A 16,539-nucleotide genomic window follows, 5' to 3' on the forward strand; every position below is an offset into this window, starting at 1 on the left:
TCTACTCAAATGCACAGGCCATATTATCTGACCACGCTGTGTCTTGTAATGATTGTTGTTCTGTACTATCTAACGCTGCGAGTGCCTGCTGGGCTAAATCTAGGGTATCCGCAACTTTCATATCTTCAGGAACTCTTTGTCCATCAGTAATATAACTTAATGGTAATCCGTTTTGGATCAACACACTTAATGCCCCTGCTAACGACACAGATTCATCGAGTTTTGTGAGAACGACACCAGATAGGGGAATGCGTTTAAAATGATTGACTGCATCTTGCAGCACACGGCGCTGCCCTGTCGCAGACAGTACCAGATAACTGCGGATAGGTATCCTGCTATTTGCAGTTAAATTATCAAGTTGCTGGTAAAGGCGCATATCTCGCTGTCCCATGCCAGCCGTATCTATCAATACTAGCTTGCGATTCCTAAACTGATAGAGAATTTGTTCTAATTCATTTAGATCATGAGCTTGCTTTACTGGGCAGCCCATTATTTTGCCATAAGTTGCTAATTGCTCATAGGCTCCGATGCGATAATGATCTGTGGTAATTAAAGCAACATGTTCAGCACCATGATGTGCCGCAAAACGGGCAGCAAGTTTAGCTAATGACGTTGTTTTACCAACCCCAGTAGGACCAACTAATGCAACCACTCCGCCCTGCTTAACAATGTCATCGCCCTGATTATCAAGCATATTCGCAAGACTTTGTGGTAATGCTCTGACTAATTCAGCTGGCGTATAATGCTGGCTCAGCGCGGCTAATTTATTCGCAACCGCAGGGGAGAATTCAGCCTCAAGCAATTTGGCTTCGAGCATAGCACCGACGGGATCGATGCGTTTTTTATGTTCCGTCATCAAGGAGGATACTTGATGTGTCAGTAAATTACGCAGTGATGCTAATTCATCACGCATAGCCTCAATATCAGCACTTTGTTTCTGTGATGTTTGTGGCTTTTTATCAAACGAGGAAGACGCTTCACGACGTTCTGGTTTCACAGCAGTAGGGGCTTGTAAGCCCTTAGCCCATGCTGGTAACTCGGCATCAACTTGCTGATGTGACATTTGTTGATTCAAACGGCTTTGCTGCTTCTCAAGTAAGGCTTGTAATGAGTCTGCTGGTGCGGCTGGCTTAGCGCGAGTTTCTACACGAACTGGCTGCTTAGCACCTAGGGACACGAGATCGTCGCTCACGTCCATAAAGGTCGGTGCTGGCGCAGTGGCTTTAGGTTCGTCATAGTCAACGGCAGCGACAATTTCGATGCCACCGTTCACTTTTTTATTTGACATAATGACGGCATCTGAGCCGAGTGTTTCTTTCACTTGGGCCAGTGCGGCGCGCATGTCTTTGGCAAAAAATCGTTTAATCTTCACTTATGCGTCCTCTACTGGCCGACTGCAGATACGATACGTATTTGCTTCTCATCAGGTATTTCTTGATATGAAATGACTCTGAGATTAGGAATAGTATGTTTAACAAAGCGTGACAGCGTCGCGCGTAACATACCTGACGTCAACAATATGGCGGGTTGTCCGACCATTTCTTGCTTCTGAGCCGCATCGGCAAGGGACTGCTGCATGCGTTCTGCAAGACCGGGTTCAATATTAGGACCATCACCACCGGTTGCTTGCATTGACTGATGCAACATCTGTTCCAACTCTGGCGCCAAAGTAATGACGGGGATTTCGAGCTCTGGGCCTGAGATTTCCTGAACTATCATACGTTTCAAAGCGATACGTACAGCGGCAGTCAAGACTTCAGTGTCATTACTCTTAGTGCCATATTCTAACAAAGTTTGCACTATAGTACGCAAGTCTCTAACTGAAACCCCTTCATTTAATAGGTTCTGCATCACTTTTACGACATGTCCTAACGGCATGATATCTGGAATAAAGCCATCAACCAGCTTAGGAGAGTGTTTCGCAAGCATATCCATCAGTTGTTGCACTTCTTCGTAGCCTAACAACTTAGCAGCATTATTTGTGAGTAATTGACTAATATGAGTTGCAACAACCGTCGCAGCATCGACGACGGTATAACCTAGTGTTTGTGCGTGCTCACGTAACTCAGGGGCGATCCATACAGCTTCCAGGCCAAAGGCGGGATCGCGCGTTTCGATACCATCGAGTTTGCCATAGACTTGACCAGGGTTGATCGCCAATTCGCAATCATGACGAATATCTGCCTCTCCGACGACGACGCCCATTAATGAAATGCGATACGCATTAGGTGATAAATCTAAGTTATCGCGAATATGCACCGCGGGCACTAAGAAGCCTAATTCCTGAGACAACTTTTTACGCACGCCTTTAATGCGGCTTAGTAACTCGCCACCTTGGCCCTTGTCTACCAGAGGGATCAAACGATATCCAACCTCAAGACCAATAGTATCCACATGATGTACATCGTCCCAACCTAGCTCTTTAGGCTCTTTATCTTGTCTTTCTATTGGACCCGATTTCACTTGTTCTAGCGCTTTAAGACGTTTGTTTTCATTTCGTTTATAAACAAAATAAGCTGCACCAGCAGTCATAAAGGCAAAGCTTAAAAACGCCATGTGCGGCATACCAGGAACAATACCCATGACAAACAGGACTCCGGCGGCGATACCCAATGACTTATGACTGTCAAACATCTGACTCATCATCATTTGGCCCATATCACCCGACTCGTTTTGACGAGTCACCATCAAGGCTGCGGCGATTGACAATAATAGACCGGGGATCTGCGCCACTAAACCATCACCGATAGTCAGTAAGGTATAAATTTCAACTGCTTCAGAGAAACTTAAGCCATGCTGCACAATCCCTATGATGAAACCACCTACGATGTTGATCACTAAGATCATGATACCGGCAATCGCATCCCCTTTAACGAATTTGGACGCACCGTCCATCGCACCATAGAAATCAGCTTCACGGGTCACTTCGGCACGGCGTATTCTCGCTTGGTCTTGATTTAAGGTTCCTGCATTTAAGTCAGCATCGATTGCCATTTGCTTACCTGGCATAGCATCCAAGGTAAAGCGGGCACTAACTTCTGCGATACGACCAGCACCTTTAGTAACTACCGCAAAGTTGATGATAATCAGAATGATAAATACCACTAGACCAACGGCATAGTTACCACCGATCACCACAGAACCGAAGGCTTCAATCACCTTACCCGCGGCATCACCGCCATTATGACCCTCAAGTAAAACCACACGAGTAGAGGCAACGTTGAGCGCAAGACGTAATAATGTCGCCACCAGCAACACAGTTGGGAAGGCAGCAAAATCTAAGGGTCTATCGGTATAAATAGCCACCAGCAATACGATGAGAGCTAACGCAATGTTGAATGAAAAGAGTATGTCTAATAGAAATGGAGGGATAGGTAAAACAATCATGGCCAATGCAGCAAGCACAACCACCGGCGTGCCAATGCCTTTAAAAGTGCTGAGCCTAATTTGTTTTACTTGACCAAGAGTCGCTTTAACATCCATTCGCTATAACCTAAACTTTGACGTGTAATAGCATAAAGCAAAAAACGCGCCAACAAGATTAAAGCCATTAATGAAGGAAAGATATGTACTGTGACTGATTGATATACATAAAATTAGCCATAAAAAAACAAATGAACTTGACATCATCAGCTTTACCAATGACTACCATCTGAGACTAGTGGTTCAATATTTCAATTCATCTGGTATAGGTTGATTAAGTGGGACAGGAATAGGTTTACGACCGCGTCCTTTTTGATATTGGCGCAGTTGGAATACATAAGCCAAAATCTGTGCGACAGCAGTAAACAAACCTTCAGGGATCTGCTGGTCTAACTTAGTCGTATGGTAAATAGCCCTTGCAAGTGGTGGGGCCGAGACAATCGCAATATTGTGCGCGCGGGCAATCTCACGTATTTTAAAGGCCACATCATCAACACCTTTCGCTATCACAAAGGGAGCTGCAGAGCGCTGCACATCGTATTTAATCGCAACGGCAAAATGCTCAGGGTTAACGACAATCACATCGGCATTTGGCACTTCAGCCATCATACGCCTTTGTGCTAGTTCACGTTGCATCTGCCGTATATGCCCTTTCACCTCAGGTTTACCCTCAGTGTCTTTATATTCATCTTTTACTTCTTGTTTGGTCATCTTAAGTTGCTTGTTGTGATTCCAAATTTGGAACGGCACATCGATGACGACAATAAACAAAATCGAGGAACATAACAGGATAAACATCCAAACCAACAAATCTAATGCATGGTAAACATTACCAGGAAGATGGTCGCTAGACAGCAACATGATGTCATTGAAATAGAAGCTTAATAAAAAATAAGCAGAAAACGCTACTACAGAAAATTTTGCAATGCCTTTGGTGAGTTCAACCAGAGCCTGTACGCCAAACATACGTTTAAAACCAGCAAGGGGACTCATTTTACTGGCTTTTGGCATCATAGCTTGGGTCGAAAAATTGATCCCACCAAGAGAGACGTTACCGATAAACGCAACCACCACAATCAGTAGCATAATTTTAGCCATGGGCCAGGCTATTTCACTCGCAACAACACCCCACACGTTGAACATTTCATTAGTATCAAAAATTTGCGCCCTATCCATGGTAAATACAATTTCAAACACCCGAGTTAGGCTAATGGCCAAACTTGGGCCTAGCATATAAAACCCACATGCCGCCGAAATCAATACCGCTGCAGTCCCGAGTTCTTTCGAACGTGCAATCTGTCCTTTTTCCCGCGCCTGTTCTAGACGCCTCCCCGTGGGTTCCTCTGTACGTTCGCCACTTGATTCTTCAGCCATGGGCTTCTCCTAATCCCATCATATCAAGCCATCAGCGTTACATTGAAGCGCTAACATATCGCAAAGCAGCACTTGAGCCGTCGACCATACTTCATCGAAGTGTGCCATTACCGGTGTTAGGGTTAACCACAGAATAAACAGTCCACCAATCATAGTGATCGGAAAACCAATAGAGAAAATATTCAATTGCGGCGCGGCGCGGGTCATGACCCCGAAGGACAAGTTGACTAATAACAAGGCGATAATCGCAGATATCGACATAGTGAGTGCCGCACCAAACATATACGAACCCCAATCAGCCAGCGATCGATAACTTGTCAGTGTTAAGCCTTGATTAGAAATCGGCAAAGTTTCAAAGCTCGCCACTAGCATACGGATCATCAAAAGATGACCGTCCACAGCTAAGAAAATTAATGTCGCCAATAAAAGGAAAAAGTTACCGATAACGGGTGTTTGTTGGCCAGACCCAGGGTCAACCATAGAGGCAAAGCCTAAACTGGTCTGCATACCAATGATCTGTCCAGTGAGCACAAAGACTTGCATCACCATTTGAGTCACAAACCCCATGGCAACACCGATAATAATTTGCTGCGCCGTGATGAATACTGCGCTTAACGAAAATAAATCCACATTTTGAGTTGGAGGAAGAACAGGTGCTATCGCAAAGGTAATTGCCATCGCCAATAATAAACGCACTCGAGTTGGTGTCGTTGCCGCCCCAAATACTACCATGACCATCAACATGCTCGCGACGCGAAACAATGGCCAAATATAAGCGGCAATGGTTTGCATTAAGGTATCGAGCAGCAGCTCCATCGCGTTAGCCTATCACTTGAGGAATGCGATTCACCATCTCGATGAAAAAGTCCATCAGGGTTTCAACTAACCAATGTCCCATAAACATTAGGCCAAAAAGTGTCACTAACAAACGCGGAAGGAAACTTAAGGTCTGCTCGTTAATAGAAGTCGCCGCTTGAAACACAGCAACGATTAACCCAATTCCCAGCCCAGGCAACACAATAGCAGACACCATCATAACGATAACAGCGAGAGCTTCACGAAAAATATCAATTAGCGCCTCAGGACTCATGTGTTTACTCTCCCTTGGCTATCCGAAACTATTCGCTAATGTCCCGAGGACTAAGCTCCAACCATCTACGAGCACAAACAACATGATCTTAAACGGCAGCGACACTATCATGGGAGATAACATCATCATACCCATAGCCATCAAGATACTCGCCACCACTAAATCGAGTACTAAAAAAGGCACAAATAGCATAAAGCCAATCTGAAATGCGGTTTTTAACTCACTGGTAATGAAAGCGGGCACTAACACACTCATAGGTGCTTCTTCGGGAGACTTAATATCCTTATAGCCAGAAATCTCAATAAAGGTCTTTAAATCCGTCGTTCTTACTTGGCCCAACATAAAGCCTCTCAGCGGCTCTTTCCCTTTATCAAACGCTTGCTGCAAGGTTAATTGCTCATCGATATAAGGCTTCACCCCTTCATCATAAATCCGGTCGAATACCGGTGCCATGATAAAAAAAGTCATGAACAAACTCATGCCAATTAAGACTTGATTAGATGGAGTCTGTTGTAATCCAATGGCTTGGCGTAATATCGACAGGACAATGATAATCCGCGTGAAAGAGGTCAACATGATGAGCATGGCAGGTAAAAAACTCAGCGATGTCATCAGCAGTAAAATCTGCATTGTGACCGAATATTCCGTTGAGCCGTCTGGCGCCGTTGTTACTGTTACAGCAGGTAAGACGCCATCTGCGGCCCATGCTGACGGCATCAATAGCAGCATAACTAACCCAACTAACGCGAGGATACGTGTTGTCATTGTTTTAATTTCGCCTGGCGTAATCGACTCGCAAACGAATCAGCTTCTAGATGGATAGGTTCAGCTAACTTATCAATCAAACTCACCTGCTGCGAGCTAACCCCAAGTAAATATTGTTGTTCTCCCACCTGAACCAAGACTAAACGTTCTTTTTGACCGAGGGAAGTCACAGCAATAGTCTTTAGCACGCCATTGGTCGTGGGGACTAAATTAAACCTTCTCAGTAAATAAGCTAACGCGAAAATTAATAATAAAACCAGAATCAAGCCGCCTAACATACTTGCTAAGGTCGCAACTTGAGAAGGTTCTGCCATTTTTGTAGCAGGCGCTATTGAAGCAATATTCGCTGCGCCTTCCCCACCGAGGCTATCTGCGCTCGCTTGAACCGCTACCACTAAACTCTGTATTACCGATGTGCTCATTTAAAGTTCCAACGACTTTTACATCTCGAATTATTTAAGCTTTTTAATTCGCTCAGTTTGACTGATCACATCCGTTAAGCGAATACCGAATTTATCGTTTACCACCACCACTTCACCGTGAGCGATAAGCGTGCCATTGACCATCACATCTAACGGTTCACCTGCGACTCTATCTAACTCAACCACAGAACCTTGGTTAAGTTGTAATAAGTTTCGAATACTAATATAGCTACGCCCCACTTCCATCGAAATGGTGACAGGAATATCTAAAATTGTATCTAACTTAGCCGCTTCAGCCTTAGAAATAGGTCTTGAATCATCAACCAGCTCATCGAGTTCAATTGCGTTGGCTTCTTCTAACGCTTGTTCTGCCATTGCTGCAGCCCAATCATCCGTATCGTCTGTGCTCATCTTACTTCACCTTATAATTCTGATATATCACGAGATTTACCCTTACGCGTCACCAATTGCAGCTCAGATTTAACTGTCTCTGGCCGAGGGATTTTCTCACATATTTTAAGCGCTAGGTTATCTCTAGAACGGCCCATTTTACAACGATATGTCGGTAAATCCTCGATTTTCATCATGATAAACTCGGGTAACTCAATCGGAATAATATCGCCCGCTTTAAAATTCATGACCTCTTTGAGTGTTAATTCATGTTCAACAATATTGGCATCGAACCCGACCTTCACATCCATGATTTCATCGTGTAATGCCTGTGACCAACGCATATCAGTATCTTGCTTGTCACTTTGCACACCCGCATCGAGTAACTCTCGGATAGGTTCAATCATGGAGTAAGGCATAGTGATGTGAAAATCACCACCACCTCCATCGACTTCAATATGGAATGAATTAATCACCACAACTTCGGTAGGACTAACAATGTTCGCCATGGCGGGGTTGACTTCAGAGTCCAAATAATCAAACTCAACATCCATTACGGGCGCCCAAGCATCTTTATAATCTTCAAATATAATCTTAAGCAGTAACTGTACGATTCGTCTTTCTGTCGGCGTAAATTCTCGCCCTTCAATCTTGGCATGGAAACGCCCATCGCCACCAAAGAAGTTATCCACCAGGATAAATACCAGTCGCGCTTCCATGGTGATCAATGCTGTGCCTTTGAGTGGGCTAAAACGCACCATATTCAAGCTAGTAGGAACAAAAAGCGTATGTACGTACTCACCAAACTTGAGCATCTGTACACCGTTGATCGACACTTCGGCCGCTCGGCGCATCATATTAAACATACTAATGCGTAAATGGCGCGCAAAACGCTCATTCACGATTTCCAGCGTCGGCATACGCCCACGAACTATTCGATCTTGGGAAGAGAAATCGTAGGAACGGGCATCTTCTCCAACAGCGTCAATTTCGTCATCATCGACGTCATCAACCCCGTGCAATAGCGCATCAATTTCGTCTTGGCTTAATAAATCACTCACTATATTGCCTTCGCCTCTTTTGGTGCTGAAGTTAAAGGATTATTGCATTACAAAACCGGTAAATAGTACTTTCTCGACAACCTTACGCCCAGTTACTGACTGTAGAGTATTTTGCACACTCAAAAGTGCTAACTGCCGTAACTCATCTTTCCCCGCTTGCGTGCTGAGCTTTTGCACATCTGCACCACTAAAGGTCGTTAAAAGCGCATCTTCAATCAGCGGAATATGTTTTTGTGTTAGCACATCATCATCGGTACCACGCACCATAAGCTGCACTTTAATCTCAACTAAACGAGCCCTATCAGGCCCTGGTAAGTTGAATAAAAAAGGACGTGGCATAGGCACGTATGATGCGGTAGCTACTTCTCCTGATGCTGGTACTTCAGCCTGAACAGCACTATCTGCTGCTACGGCGGGAACCTCTTCGGTACTGCTTCCCATAAAGAACCAGACACCGCCACCGATTAACAGCGCGACTAAAACGCCCACACCAGCAAAAATAAATAGTTTCTTCTTACTCTTAGGCTCTTCAGTACTTTCAAGTTCTAACGATTCTTCCTTAGCCATCACTATTCTCTTTAATTTAGGCGGAAACTCATTACAGTTTTATTTGAAACGTAATTATGTCAGTCATTGCTATAGGTTACCTGCTTAAGCGTAATAATCTATACCTGAAGTTACACTAATCGCTTGATTTAAACCTAAATGTAACTCTTCTGCCGAGATTTCATCCATATCAGCCGCATTTGAACTGCCGCCATCACCGAAACTACCTTCACGACGCTCACCTTGATCGCCTTGAGAAACATGGCTGTCAGCCAACTGCATCCCTTGCTCTTGCAATAACTCACGTAATCTTGGCATAGCTTGTTCAACCAGATCACGCGTTTGCGGCTGAGTAACATGGAACTGTACTTGGGTTTGGTCGCCATGCACTTGGATCTTTACCAACATATGCCCAAGCTCAGGGGGATCGAGCCGGATTTCCGCATGTTGGATGCCTTGACTCACCATAGTAATCAATTGCTGCTTCATCACAGGTGAAAATCGTTGGATCATCTCCTGCATTTGGTTTTGCTGTTCTACTCCTTGACGCAATGACAGCTGAACTTGCATGGTTTCTTGGCGATTTAATTGTGACATCGAGAGTGTCTGTATGGATGATGTCGACTTAAGTTCTGAGAAAGTATTACTATCATCCATAAAACTTTCGTCTCTGGGAATATCCATCGCAACCGTTAATTTAGCATCTTTCAGTAATAGGTTAGCAGCCAAATCGGAATTGGGACTCCCATCAAGATCACTTTCTGTTACAGATGTTGTATCTAATGGTTCAGATGAAGTTGAAGAGCCTAAGGTATTCAGGTCGAAAGTATTTCCCGAGGTCGCGATATTAGCCGTATTGAGACTATTCACTGTAGAGCTACTAGTCGTTGCTTTTGCCGCAGTGTTGGTTACCGACTTTATCGTTGCACTGTTCGCTAAGCCCGCTTGATTAATCACAGCATTAAGTGTGACCTCATTCTCAACTAAAGACTCATCTATACTCACCCCGACTTCAGTGGCAGAGACAAGCTCAGTGTCTTCTAAAGGTAATTCTGAAGCGTCATCGGTCAAATTTGGATCAATCACAACATCACTATCCGCTGACACTTCAAGTATATTTGGGTCTATGGGGAGAATTTGTACGAGTGACTTATCAGTCAAAGATGATGGTTTCACATCATCTGCGATTAAAATTGCTGCCATATCTGGGCTAGTAGAAACTAACTTTTGTAATTCAGCAGAAAAACCCGCTTCATCGGCATCTATATCTGATGCCAGTTCAATCTCAACAGAAACAGTAGATGCCAATGCTGAGCCGGTTAATAAAGCTGATGAAGTATCAATATTTTCTTCACCAGTTATATCTTCTTCAGCATTTAAAAATGCTAGCGGCAAACTATCTCCATCTGATGCCGTTTTCTTCATATCATTTGCCATGCTAATTTGGGCAAAAATGAGATTTACGTCGGCGTCATCAGTTGATATATCGTCATCTTTTACTTTATCAGCAGAGGTAACCTGCACAGTATCATCAGTGTTAGCAATGGTTTTTTTAGACGCAGAAATAGAAAATGAGCTAGCAGTGACTGACGCAAGTGTAGATGAAAAGTCTTCATTATTAGACTCTTGGGAAGATGTCTTAGCGGAATTGGCCGCAGAGTTGCCTGTTTTACTTAACAGGATATTGGTCATTTGTTGCATAAGTGCTCCCAAACATCACCCAACAAAAAAAGAAATGGCTAGGTAGAAACGTCAATTAAACACTGCGGTTGCAGGGTCATGGACTAAATCAAAGCAAATAAGATGCCAAAACATCAGATTTTACGACAGCATATCGAAAAGAATTAACACTGAGAGGTGCCGAATTGATGCTTATGCCATCAATACAAAAAAACTAAAGAGCCTATCCGGCTAGCGAGCAGTAAAGATGCCTATCATTTCACTAACGTTGATGACGGCGATAAAATTGCTGGGAAGCAAATTCATCGGTCATTTTTTGCTCCCTTTTTTGTTCAGCCACTTGACGCTTCTTCTCTTTACTGGCTAAGAGTAATTCTACTGCCTTACGTTTTTTTTGCTTTTCCAACCAATGTTGTTGTCGATATTCTTTTTGCTTTTCACCGTCGGCTACGACGCGATTTTGCTGGATAATTGCGTCATCGATCTGACGAATAAAACGGTGAAACTGGTGATAGTGACTAGCACTGATGGCTTGACCTTGCTGTGATTGCATTTGCTTCATGTATTCTAAGCGATAGTTATTCAGAGCACTGAGTTGATTCAACCGTTTTTGACACTCTAATTGCGCAGATTTTAACAATAATGCCGCTTGTTCTTCGGCATCATTGGCAAGCTTTAACACTAACAACAAGGGATCGGCGTTAGCCATACTAGACCTCGATTAATTCGATGACGCCATTATTTGCACTGTGCAGCAAGTTGCCCAAGCATGACTTGGCTATCGGCAAAGCTAAATGCATCACGCATGGTTTGTCGCAAAAAAGCATTCATTGCTGGCTGCAGTCGTATCGCATTATCAATGCGAGGATCGCTTCCTTGGGCATAGGCCCCAATAGAAATCAAATCTCGATTTTGCTGATACAAAGAATAGGTTTGTTTCACGCGGCGCATCGCCTCCAAATGTTCATTGGAGATCACCATAGGTGCGACTCGGCTAATAGAAGCTTCAATATCAATTGCAGGATAGTGCCCCGAATCCGCAAGCGAACGTGACAAGACAATGTGACCATCGAGGATCGCCCGCGAAGCATCGGCAATGGGATCCTGTTGATCGTCTCCTTCCGTCAACACAGTATAAAATGCCGTAATTGAACCTTGCCCAGGGCCACCGTTTCCGGCGCGCTCAACTAAACGTGGCAATTTTGCAAACACAGAAGGCGGATAACCTTTAGTCGCAGGCGGTTCACCCACAGCCAAAGCAATTTCACGCTGCGCTTGGGCGTAGCGCGTTAAACTGTCCATAAGCAATAAAACGTTATAGCCTAAATCGCGGAAGTATTCGGCAATACGAGTCGAGGTTTCACAGGCGCGAAGGCGCATCAGCGGCGATGTATCCGCAGGCGCAGCAACGACGACTGAACGCGCTCGACCTTTCTCACCAAGAATTTCCTCAATAAACTCTTTCACTTCCCGTCCACGCTCACCCACTAGCCCAACCACAATAATGTCGGCGGTAGTACCGCGAGTCATCATACCTAAGAGCACACTCTTACCGACACCTGAGCCCGCAAACAAGCCCATACGTTGGCCTTTGCCCACGGTCAGCATAGCGTTGATAGCGCGAACGCCAACGTCCAGCGGTTCAGTAATAGCACGGCGAGATAAAGGATTAATGGCAGCGCTATGTCTTGGCGCTTGTTGGTCCGTTTGCAACGCGCCTAAACCATCTAAAGGCACGCCGTTACCATCGAGTACGCGTCCTAGCAGGGATAAACCAACATTGAGTCCAGTTTGTTCCCCCAAAGGCACAACCCGCGCACCAGGTAATACACCACGCAATTCTTCAATGGGCATTAAATATAATAGTTCGCCATCAAACCCGACCACCTCGGCGATTAACTCGCCCGCCATGGTTTCGATCGAACATAAACTGCCCACAGGCGCACGGCAACCGCTTGCTTCTAAGGTTAAGCCGACAACACGCACCAGTTGACCACTGGCCACAGCGCGAAATGGCGGCACCTTACCCTGATGATGATTAAGCCTATTCAGCAGTTGATGTTGGCGATTTTGCATCTGATTTTGCCTCTAATTGCTCACCTGTGTTTGAGGCAGATTGTATATCCTCAGCATGTTGAGAAACCGTATCGACAACCTGATCATCAAGCTCTAATCCCACGGCCTCAGAAGCCGCAACATGTTTTGCGGTATCTTCAACCTCTATCGCCTCTTGCAATTGACGCTGCTTGTCACTTAAGTGAGCATGTTGGTTCCGTAAAGACTCAAACACAGCATCGATGCGCGATGCGAGGGTCAAATCGACTAAAGAACGATGACTACTGAGAATACAGTCACCTGGGCTTAAGGAAGGGTCAACTTCAAGTTCCCACTTACTGCGGGTCAGTTGGGCGGTGGAATAAAGTTGTTCGACTAAGATAACATCGTCAGGATGCAAGCGGATTGTGACCGTTTGTTCTTTTATCGGCAGCGATTCTATACCTAAGCGCAATGCCGAAAGCACTTGTTCAGGATGAGTTTTTAATTCGTGGCCAATGACAGATTTCGCTAATGTCATACTCAGGTTCAGTAGCGAAAGTTCAATATCGCCATCGAGCAATTGCAATGGTTTTTCAAATTGGGCTAATAAGGTTTCAAAACGCGAGAGCAATATTTTTGCTTGGGCTAAACCGGTTTCTAATCCTTGCTCATGCCCTTGGGCGAGCCCTTCAGTATGGCCCTGCTCTAACCCTTCTAAACGTCCTTTTTCTAGCCCTTGCTCATACCCTTGCTGCTTACCTTCGCTAAAGCCTTCTTCTTCGGCTTGGGCGCGAATGTCTTCAATCTCAGCCATAGTCGGTGGAGAAACACTTTCCACAGTAGTCGACTTAGCGGCTTGATGATTAGAATGGCCGAACAGATTTGAGATAGAATCATCATCGGCTTCAGTCACATCTGGCAGCGCCCAGTGACTAAATTCGACATCTCCTTCGCTCAAGACCTTATTCAACAATTTATTGTCACTCGGATTAGAGGAACTCATCGCCACCACCGCCGCCTAACATGATTTCGCCGCTGTCACTTAAGCGACGAGCAATAGACAGGATTTCTTTTTGTGCGACTTCCACTTCACTGATACGGATTGGGCCCATGGCTTCAAGATCATCACGCAATAATTCAGCGGCACGTTTTGACATGTTACCCAAGATTTTTTCTTTCAGTTGATCATCAGTGCCTTTGAGCGCCTTCATCAGTACATCTTGCTGCACTTCACGCAACAGGGCTTGAATACCGCGGTCATCGACATCGATTAAGTTTTCAAATACAAACATCAAATCTTGGATTTGCTGCGCCATTTCTTCATCAGACTCGCGCATGGTTTCCATCAACTGGCTTTCGATACCCGTGTCTAAGTAGTTCATTATGTTGGCAGCCGCTTTTAAGCCACCCATTTTCGCGGCCTGGGCGCCACCTTGACCGGCGAACTGTTTCTCCATGATGTCGTTCAACTCTTGCAGTGCAGCGGGCTGCACTTCTTCAAGATTTGCAATACGCATCATCAAGTCTAAGCGGGTATTCTCAGGGAATTGACCAAAAATTTCCGCCGCTTGATCGGGTTCTAGATAAGACAACACAATGGTTTGGATCTGGGGATGTTCGTTTTGAATAATGGTCGCCACTTGGCGTGCATCCATCCACTTCAACGAGTCCAAACCTTTAGCGCCACTGCCCATGATAATCTGTTCAATCAGATTACCCGCTTTATCTTCACCCAGCGCGGCGGTTAAGGCTTTACGGACGAACTCTTCACTGTTGAAACCAATTGAAGAATACTTTTGAATATCATCAAGAAACAGCTTATGTACCCCGATAACTTTTTCCTGACCAAACTCATCCATTGCCGCCATGGCCATACCCACTTTTTGCACTTGCTTCGGCTCTAAGTGTTTTAAAATGGATGCAGCATCAGCCTCACTCAAACTGAGGAGTAAAATAGCGGTCTTTTCAACGCCACTAATATCTTTGATATTAAAGGCTGGTGTGGCCGCAGGAGCCACTTCTTTCGTTTTATTCTCAGCCATTGTCTTGTAACCAGTTTTTCACGACTTGAGTAGAGAGCTCAGGCTCATTCGCCACGAGCGCACGGATAGCTTTAATCATATCATCATCTTTGTGAAGATTAGGGATATGAATTGAGCCATCGTCAGCATAACTGTATTCCGCCTCTTGAGTATTGAGCATCCCTAGCGTATCAGCCGCATATTGGTCCTCAATTTCGGCTAATTCATTACCTAATCTGCCATCCTCAGGCATATTCACACTGTCAGGATAGATCAAGCGTTTCAGCATAGGACGTACCACAGCTAGAATCAGCACCAAAATCACTAGCGCACCAATCCCAAGCTTAATCGCACGCCAAAACCAAGGTTGCTCCCAAAGTTCAGGTGCGGGTAAATCTTCAACCAATTGATCCATAAAGGGAACAGTTACCACTTCCAGCACATCACCCCGTTGTGAGCTAAAACCAACCGCGCCTTCAAGCAAACGACGGATATTGGTCAGTTCTTGTTCGGTACGGGCAACACGGGCTACTTGACCATTTTCTCCAGCGGCACCAGGTTTAAAGTCCACCGCGACTGATACACTAATACGGCGCACTGCACCAACTTGCTGGCGGGTATGGCTAATGGTGGTATCTAATTCAAAGTTACGGGTCGCTTCGCGGTGCGAATTACCTGCTGCAGCCGTTGCTGATTCTGTCGCTTTTGTTGCATCTTCTGGAATATTAGACTCCATTGGCGGTTGATTGGATAACGCGCCAGGGATCCCACCAGAAGAGCCGCCAGTGGTGTTATTTTCAACGGTCATTTCACTACGCAGTGCCGGTAAATCAGGGTTAAAACGCTTTGATGTTTGCTCAACCGCAGTAAAATCCATACTGACGTCGACTTGAGAGGTAAAATTATCAGGACCTAGAATTGGCACCAGAATCGATTCAATCTTAGTGCGATATTCAGCTTCTTTTTGCTGTACTAATTCAAGTTCACGGCGAGCCGTCGCAGACGCGCCATCTTGGCTGCCTGAGTTCAATAAACGGCCGTTAGAATCAGTTACCGTCACCCTTGATGGTTCTAAACCTTGTACTGCAGAAGCAACAATATCGACGATAGCATCGACTTCACCTTGGCCTAAGCCACCGCGACGGGTATTGATCACCACTGTTGCACTCGGTTTAGAGGCATTGCGGGCGAAGACGTTTTCTTTAGGTAACGCAAGAATGACTTTGGCACGACTGACACTTTGTAGTTGCTCTATCGCACGGGCGAGGTTTTCTTCTTGGCTATGCTTAAGACGAGCTTGTTCCATACGTTGGCTGACACCAAAACCACTGTCTTTATTCAAAAAATCTTGGTTGGCTGCAGGACTGTCGATACCTGCACGGCTCAACATCATTTTGACTTCTTGATATTTATCTTCAGGAACTTTAATAACGTCCACGTCGATTTGGTACTTAACTTTATTTTTATCAAGTACATCTAGCACTTGAACCATTTCCTGAGTTTCCATTTTACCCAATGGACGATACTCTGGCTCCTGCGCCCACAGCATGACAAATACCGCCAAGGCTAAACAAATCGCTAAGGCTAAAATCATAGTCACTTGGCGCATCATATCGACACCGCCAAGATTTCCCATCATTCCTGACTTATGTTCTTGCTGGACACCTTGGTCAGCTAAACCGGAATTGGATCCGACAATCATTTCTGTACTCACGATTCGTACCTGCTAA

Annotated in this window: 16 protein-coding genes; all 16 read right to left on the minus strand. The window is 45.0% G+C overall.

Annotated features, from left to right (window positions below; all coding sequences use genetic code 11):
• Window position 1: 1 nt before the first annotated feature.
• The 16 genes from flhF to fliF all read right to left on the minus strand — a co-directional run bounded on the left by flhF (window position 2) and on the right by fliF (window position 16,511).
• Entirely contained in the window at window positions 2-1,372 is a 1,371-nt protein-coding gene (gene flhF, locus HGO26_RS08065; RefSeq protein ID WP_168824456.1) for a flagellar biosynthesis GTPase FlhF, read from the minus strand.
• Between the two features lie 11 nt (window positions 1,373-1,383).
• Window positions 1,384-3,483: a flagellar biosynthesis protein FlhA gene (gene flhA, locus HGO26_RS08070; RefSeq protein ID WP_028761177.1), complete on the minus strand. Its 2,100-nt coding sequence runs from the start codon at window positions 3,481-3,483 to the stop codon at window positions 1,384-1,386.
• A 183-nt stretch (window positions 3,484-3,666) separates the two neighbouring features.
• Window positions 3,667-4,797: a flagellar biosynthesis protein FlhB gene (gene flhB / locus HGO26_RS08075; protein ID WP_131523091.1), complete on the minus strand. Its 1,131-nt coding sequence runs from the start codon at window positions 4,795-4,797 to the stop codon at window positions 3,667-3,669.
• 18 nt (window positions 4,798-4,815) lie between these two features.
• On the minus strand, window positions 4,816-5,613 hold the full coding sequence (fliR, locus tag HGO26_RS08080) for a flagellar biosynthetic protein FliR (protein WP_028761179.1): 798 nt from the start codon (window positions 5,611-5,613) through the stop codon (window positions 4,816-4,818).
• A 4-nt stretch (window positions 5,614-5,617) separates the two neighbouring features.
• Window positions 5,618-5,887: a flagellar biosynthesis protein FliQ gene (fliQ, locus tag HGO26_RS08085; protein WP_012587225.1), complete on the minus strand. Its 270-nt coding sequence runs from the start codon at window positions 5,885-5,887 to the stop codon at window positions 5,618-5,620.
• Between the two features lie 18 nt (window positions 5,888-5,905).
• On the minus strand, window positions 5,906-6,652 hold the full coding sequence (fliP, locus tag HGO26_RS08090) for a flagellar type III secretion system pore protein FliP (RefSeq protein ID WP_028761180.1): 747 nt from the start codon (window positions 6,650-6,652) through the stop codon (window positions 5,906-5,908).
• The gene (gene fliO / locus HGO26_RS08095) at window positions 6,649-7,074 is read right to left on the minus strand and encodes a flagellar biosynthetic protein FliO (protein WP_168824458.1); all 426 of its coding nucleotides are present in this window, start codon (window positions 7,072-7,074) and stop codon (window positions 6,649-6,651) included. The genes fliP and fliO overlap by 4 nt, the downstream gene beginning before the upstream one ends.
• 30 nt (window positions 7,075-7,104) lie before the next feature.
• Window positions 7,105-7,485 (minus strand): flagellar motor switch protein FliN, encoded by a 381-nt coding sequence (fliN, locus tag HGO26_RS08100; protein WP_028761182.1) that lies wholly within the window; start codon window positions 7,483-7,485, stop codon window positions 7,105-7,107.
• A gap of 11 nt (window positions 7,486-7,496) precedes the next feature.
• Window positions 7,497-8,525, minus strand: a complete 1,029-nt coding sequence (gene fliM, locus HGO26_RS08105) for a flagellar motor switch protein FliM (RefSeq protein ID WP_105251943.1) — start codon at window positions 8,523-8,525, stop codon at window positions 7,497-7,499.
• A gap of 39 nt (window positions 8,526-8,564) precedes the next feature.
• Entirely contained in the window at window positions 8,565-9,092 is a 528-nt protein-coding gene (gene fliL / locus HGO26_RS08110) for a flagellar basal body-associated protein FliL (RefSeq protein WP_028761184.1), read from the minus strand.
• 84 nt (window positions 9,093-9,176) lie between these two features.
• Window positions 9,177-10,772, minus strand: coding sequence for a flagellar hook-length control protein FliK (locus HGO26_RS08115; RefSeq protein WP_168824459.1), 1,596 nt, complete (start codon window positions 10,770-10,772; stop codon window positions 9,177-9,179).
• A gap of 241 nt (window positions 10,773-11,013) precedes the next feature.
• Window positions 11,014-11,460, minus strand: a complete 447-nt coding sequence (gene fliJ / locus HGO26_RS08120; RefSeq protein ID WP_168824461.1) for a flagellar export protein FliJ — start codon at window positions 11,458-11,460, stop codon at window positions 11,014-11,016.
• A gap of 29 nt (window positions 11,461-11,489) precedes the next feature.
• Window positions 11,490-12,827, minus strand: coding sequence for a flagellar protein export ATPase FliI (gene fliI, locus HGO26_RS08125; RefSeq protein ID WP_028761187.1), 1,338 nt, complete (start codon window positions 12,825-12,827; stop codon window positions 11,490-11,492).
• On the minus strand, window positions 12,796-13,791 hold the full coding sequence (fliH, locus tag HGO26_RS08130) for a flagellar assembly protein FliH (RefSeq protein ID WP_168824463.1): 996 nt from the start codon (window positions 13,789-13,791) through the stop codon (window positions 12,796-12,798). The genes fliI and fliH overlap by 32 nt, the downstream gene beginning before the upstream one ends.
• Window positions 13,778-14,830: a flagellar motor switch protein FliG gene (gene fliG, locus HGO26_RS08135; protein WP_168824465.1), complete on the minus strand. Its 1,053-nt coding sequence runs from the start codon at window positions 14,828-14,830 to the stop codon at window positions 13,778-13,780. The genes fliH and fliG overlap by 14 nt, the downstream gene beginning before the upstream one ends.
• Entirely contained in the window at window positions 14,823-16,511 is a 1,689-nt protein-coding gene (gene fliF / locus HGO26_RS08140) for a flagellar basal-body MS-ring/collar protein FliF (RefSeq protein WP_168824616.1), read from the minus strand. Before fliF ends, fliG begins: the two co-directional genes overlap by 8 nt.
• Window positions 16,512-16,539 lie beyond the last annotated feature (28 nt).

It is taken from the genome of Shewanella oncorhynchi (assembly GCF_012584455.1).
Lineage (GTDB): Bacteria > Pseudomonadota > Gammaproteobacteria > Enterobacterales > Shewanellaceae > Shewanella > Shewanella oncorhynchi.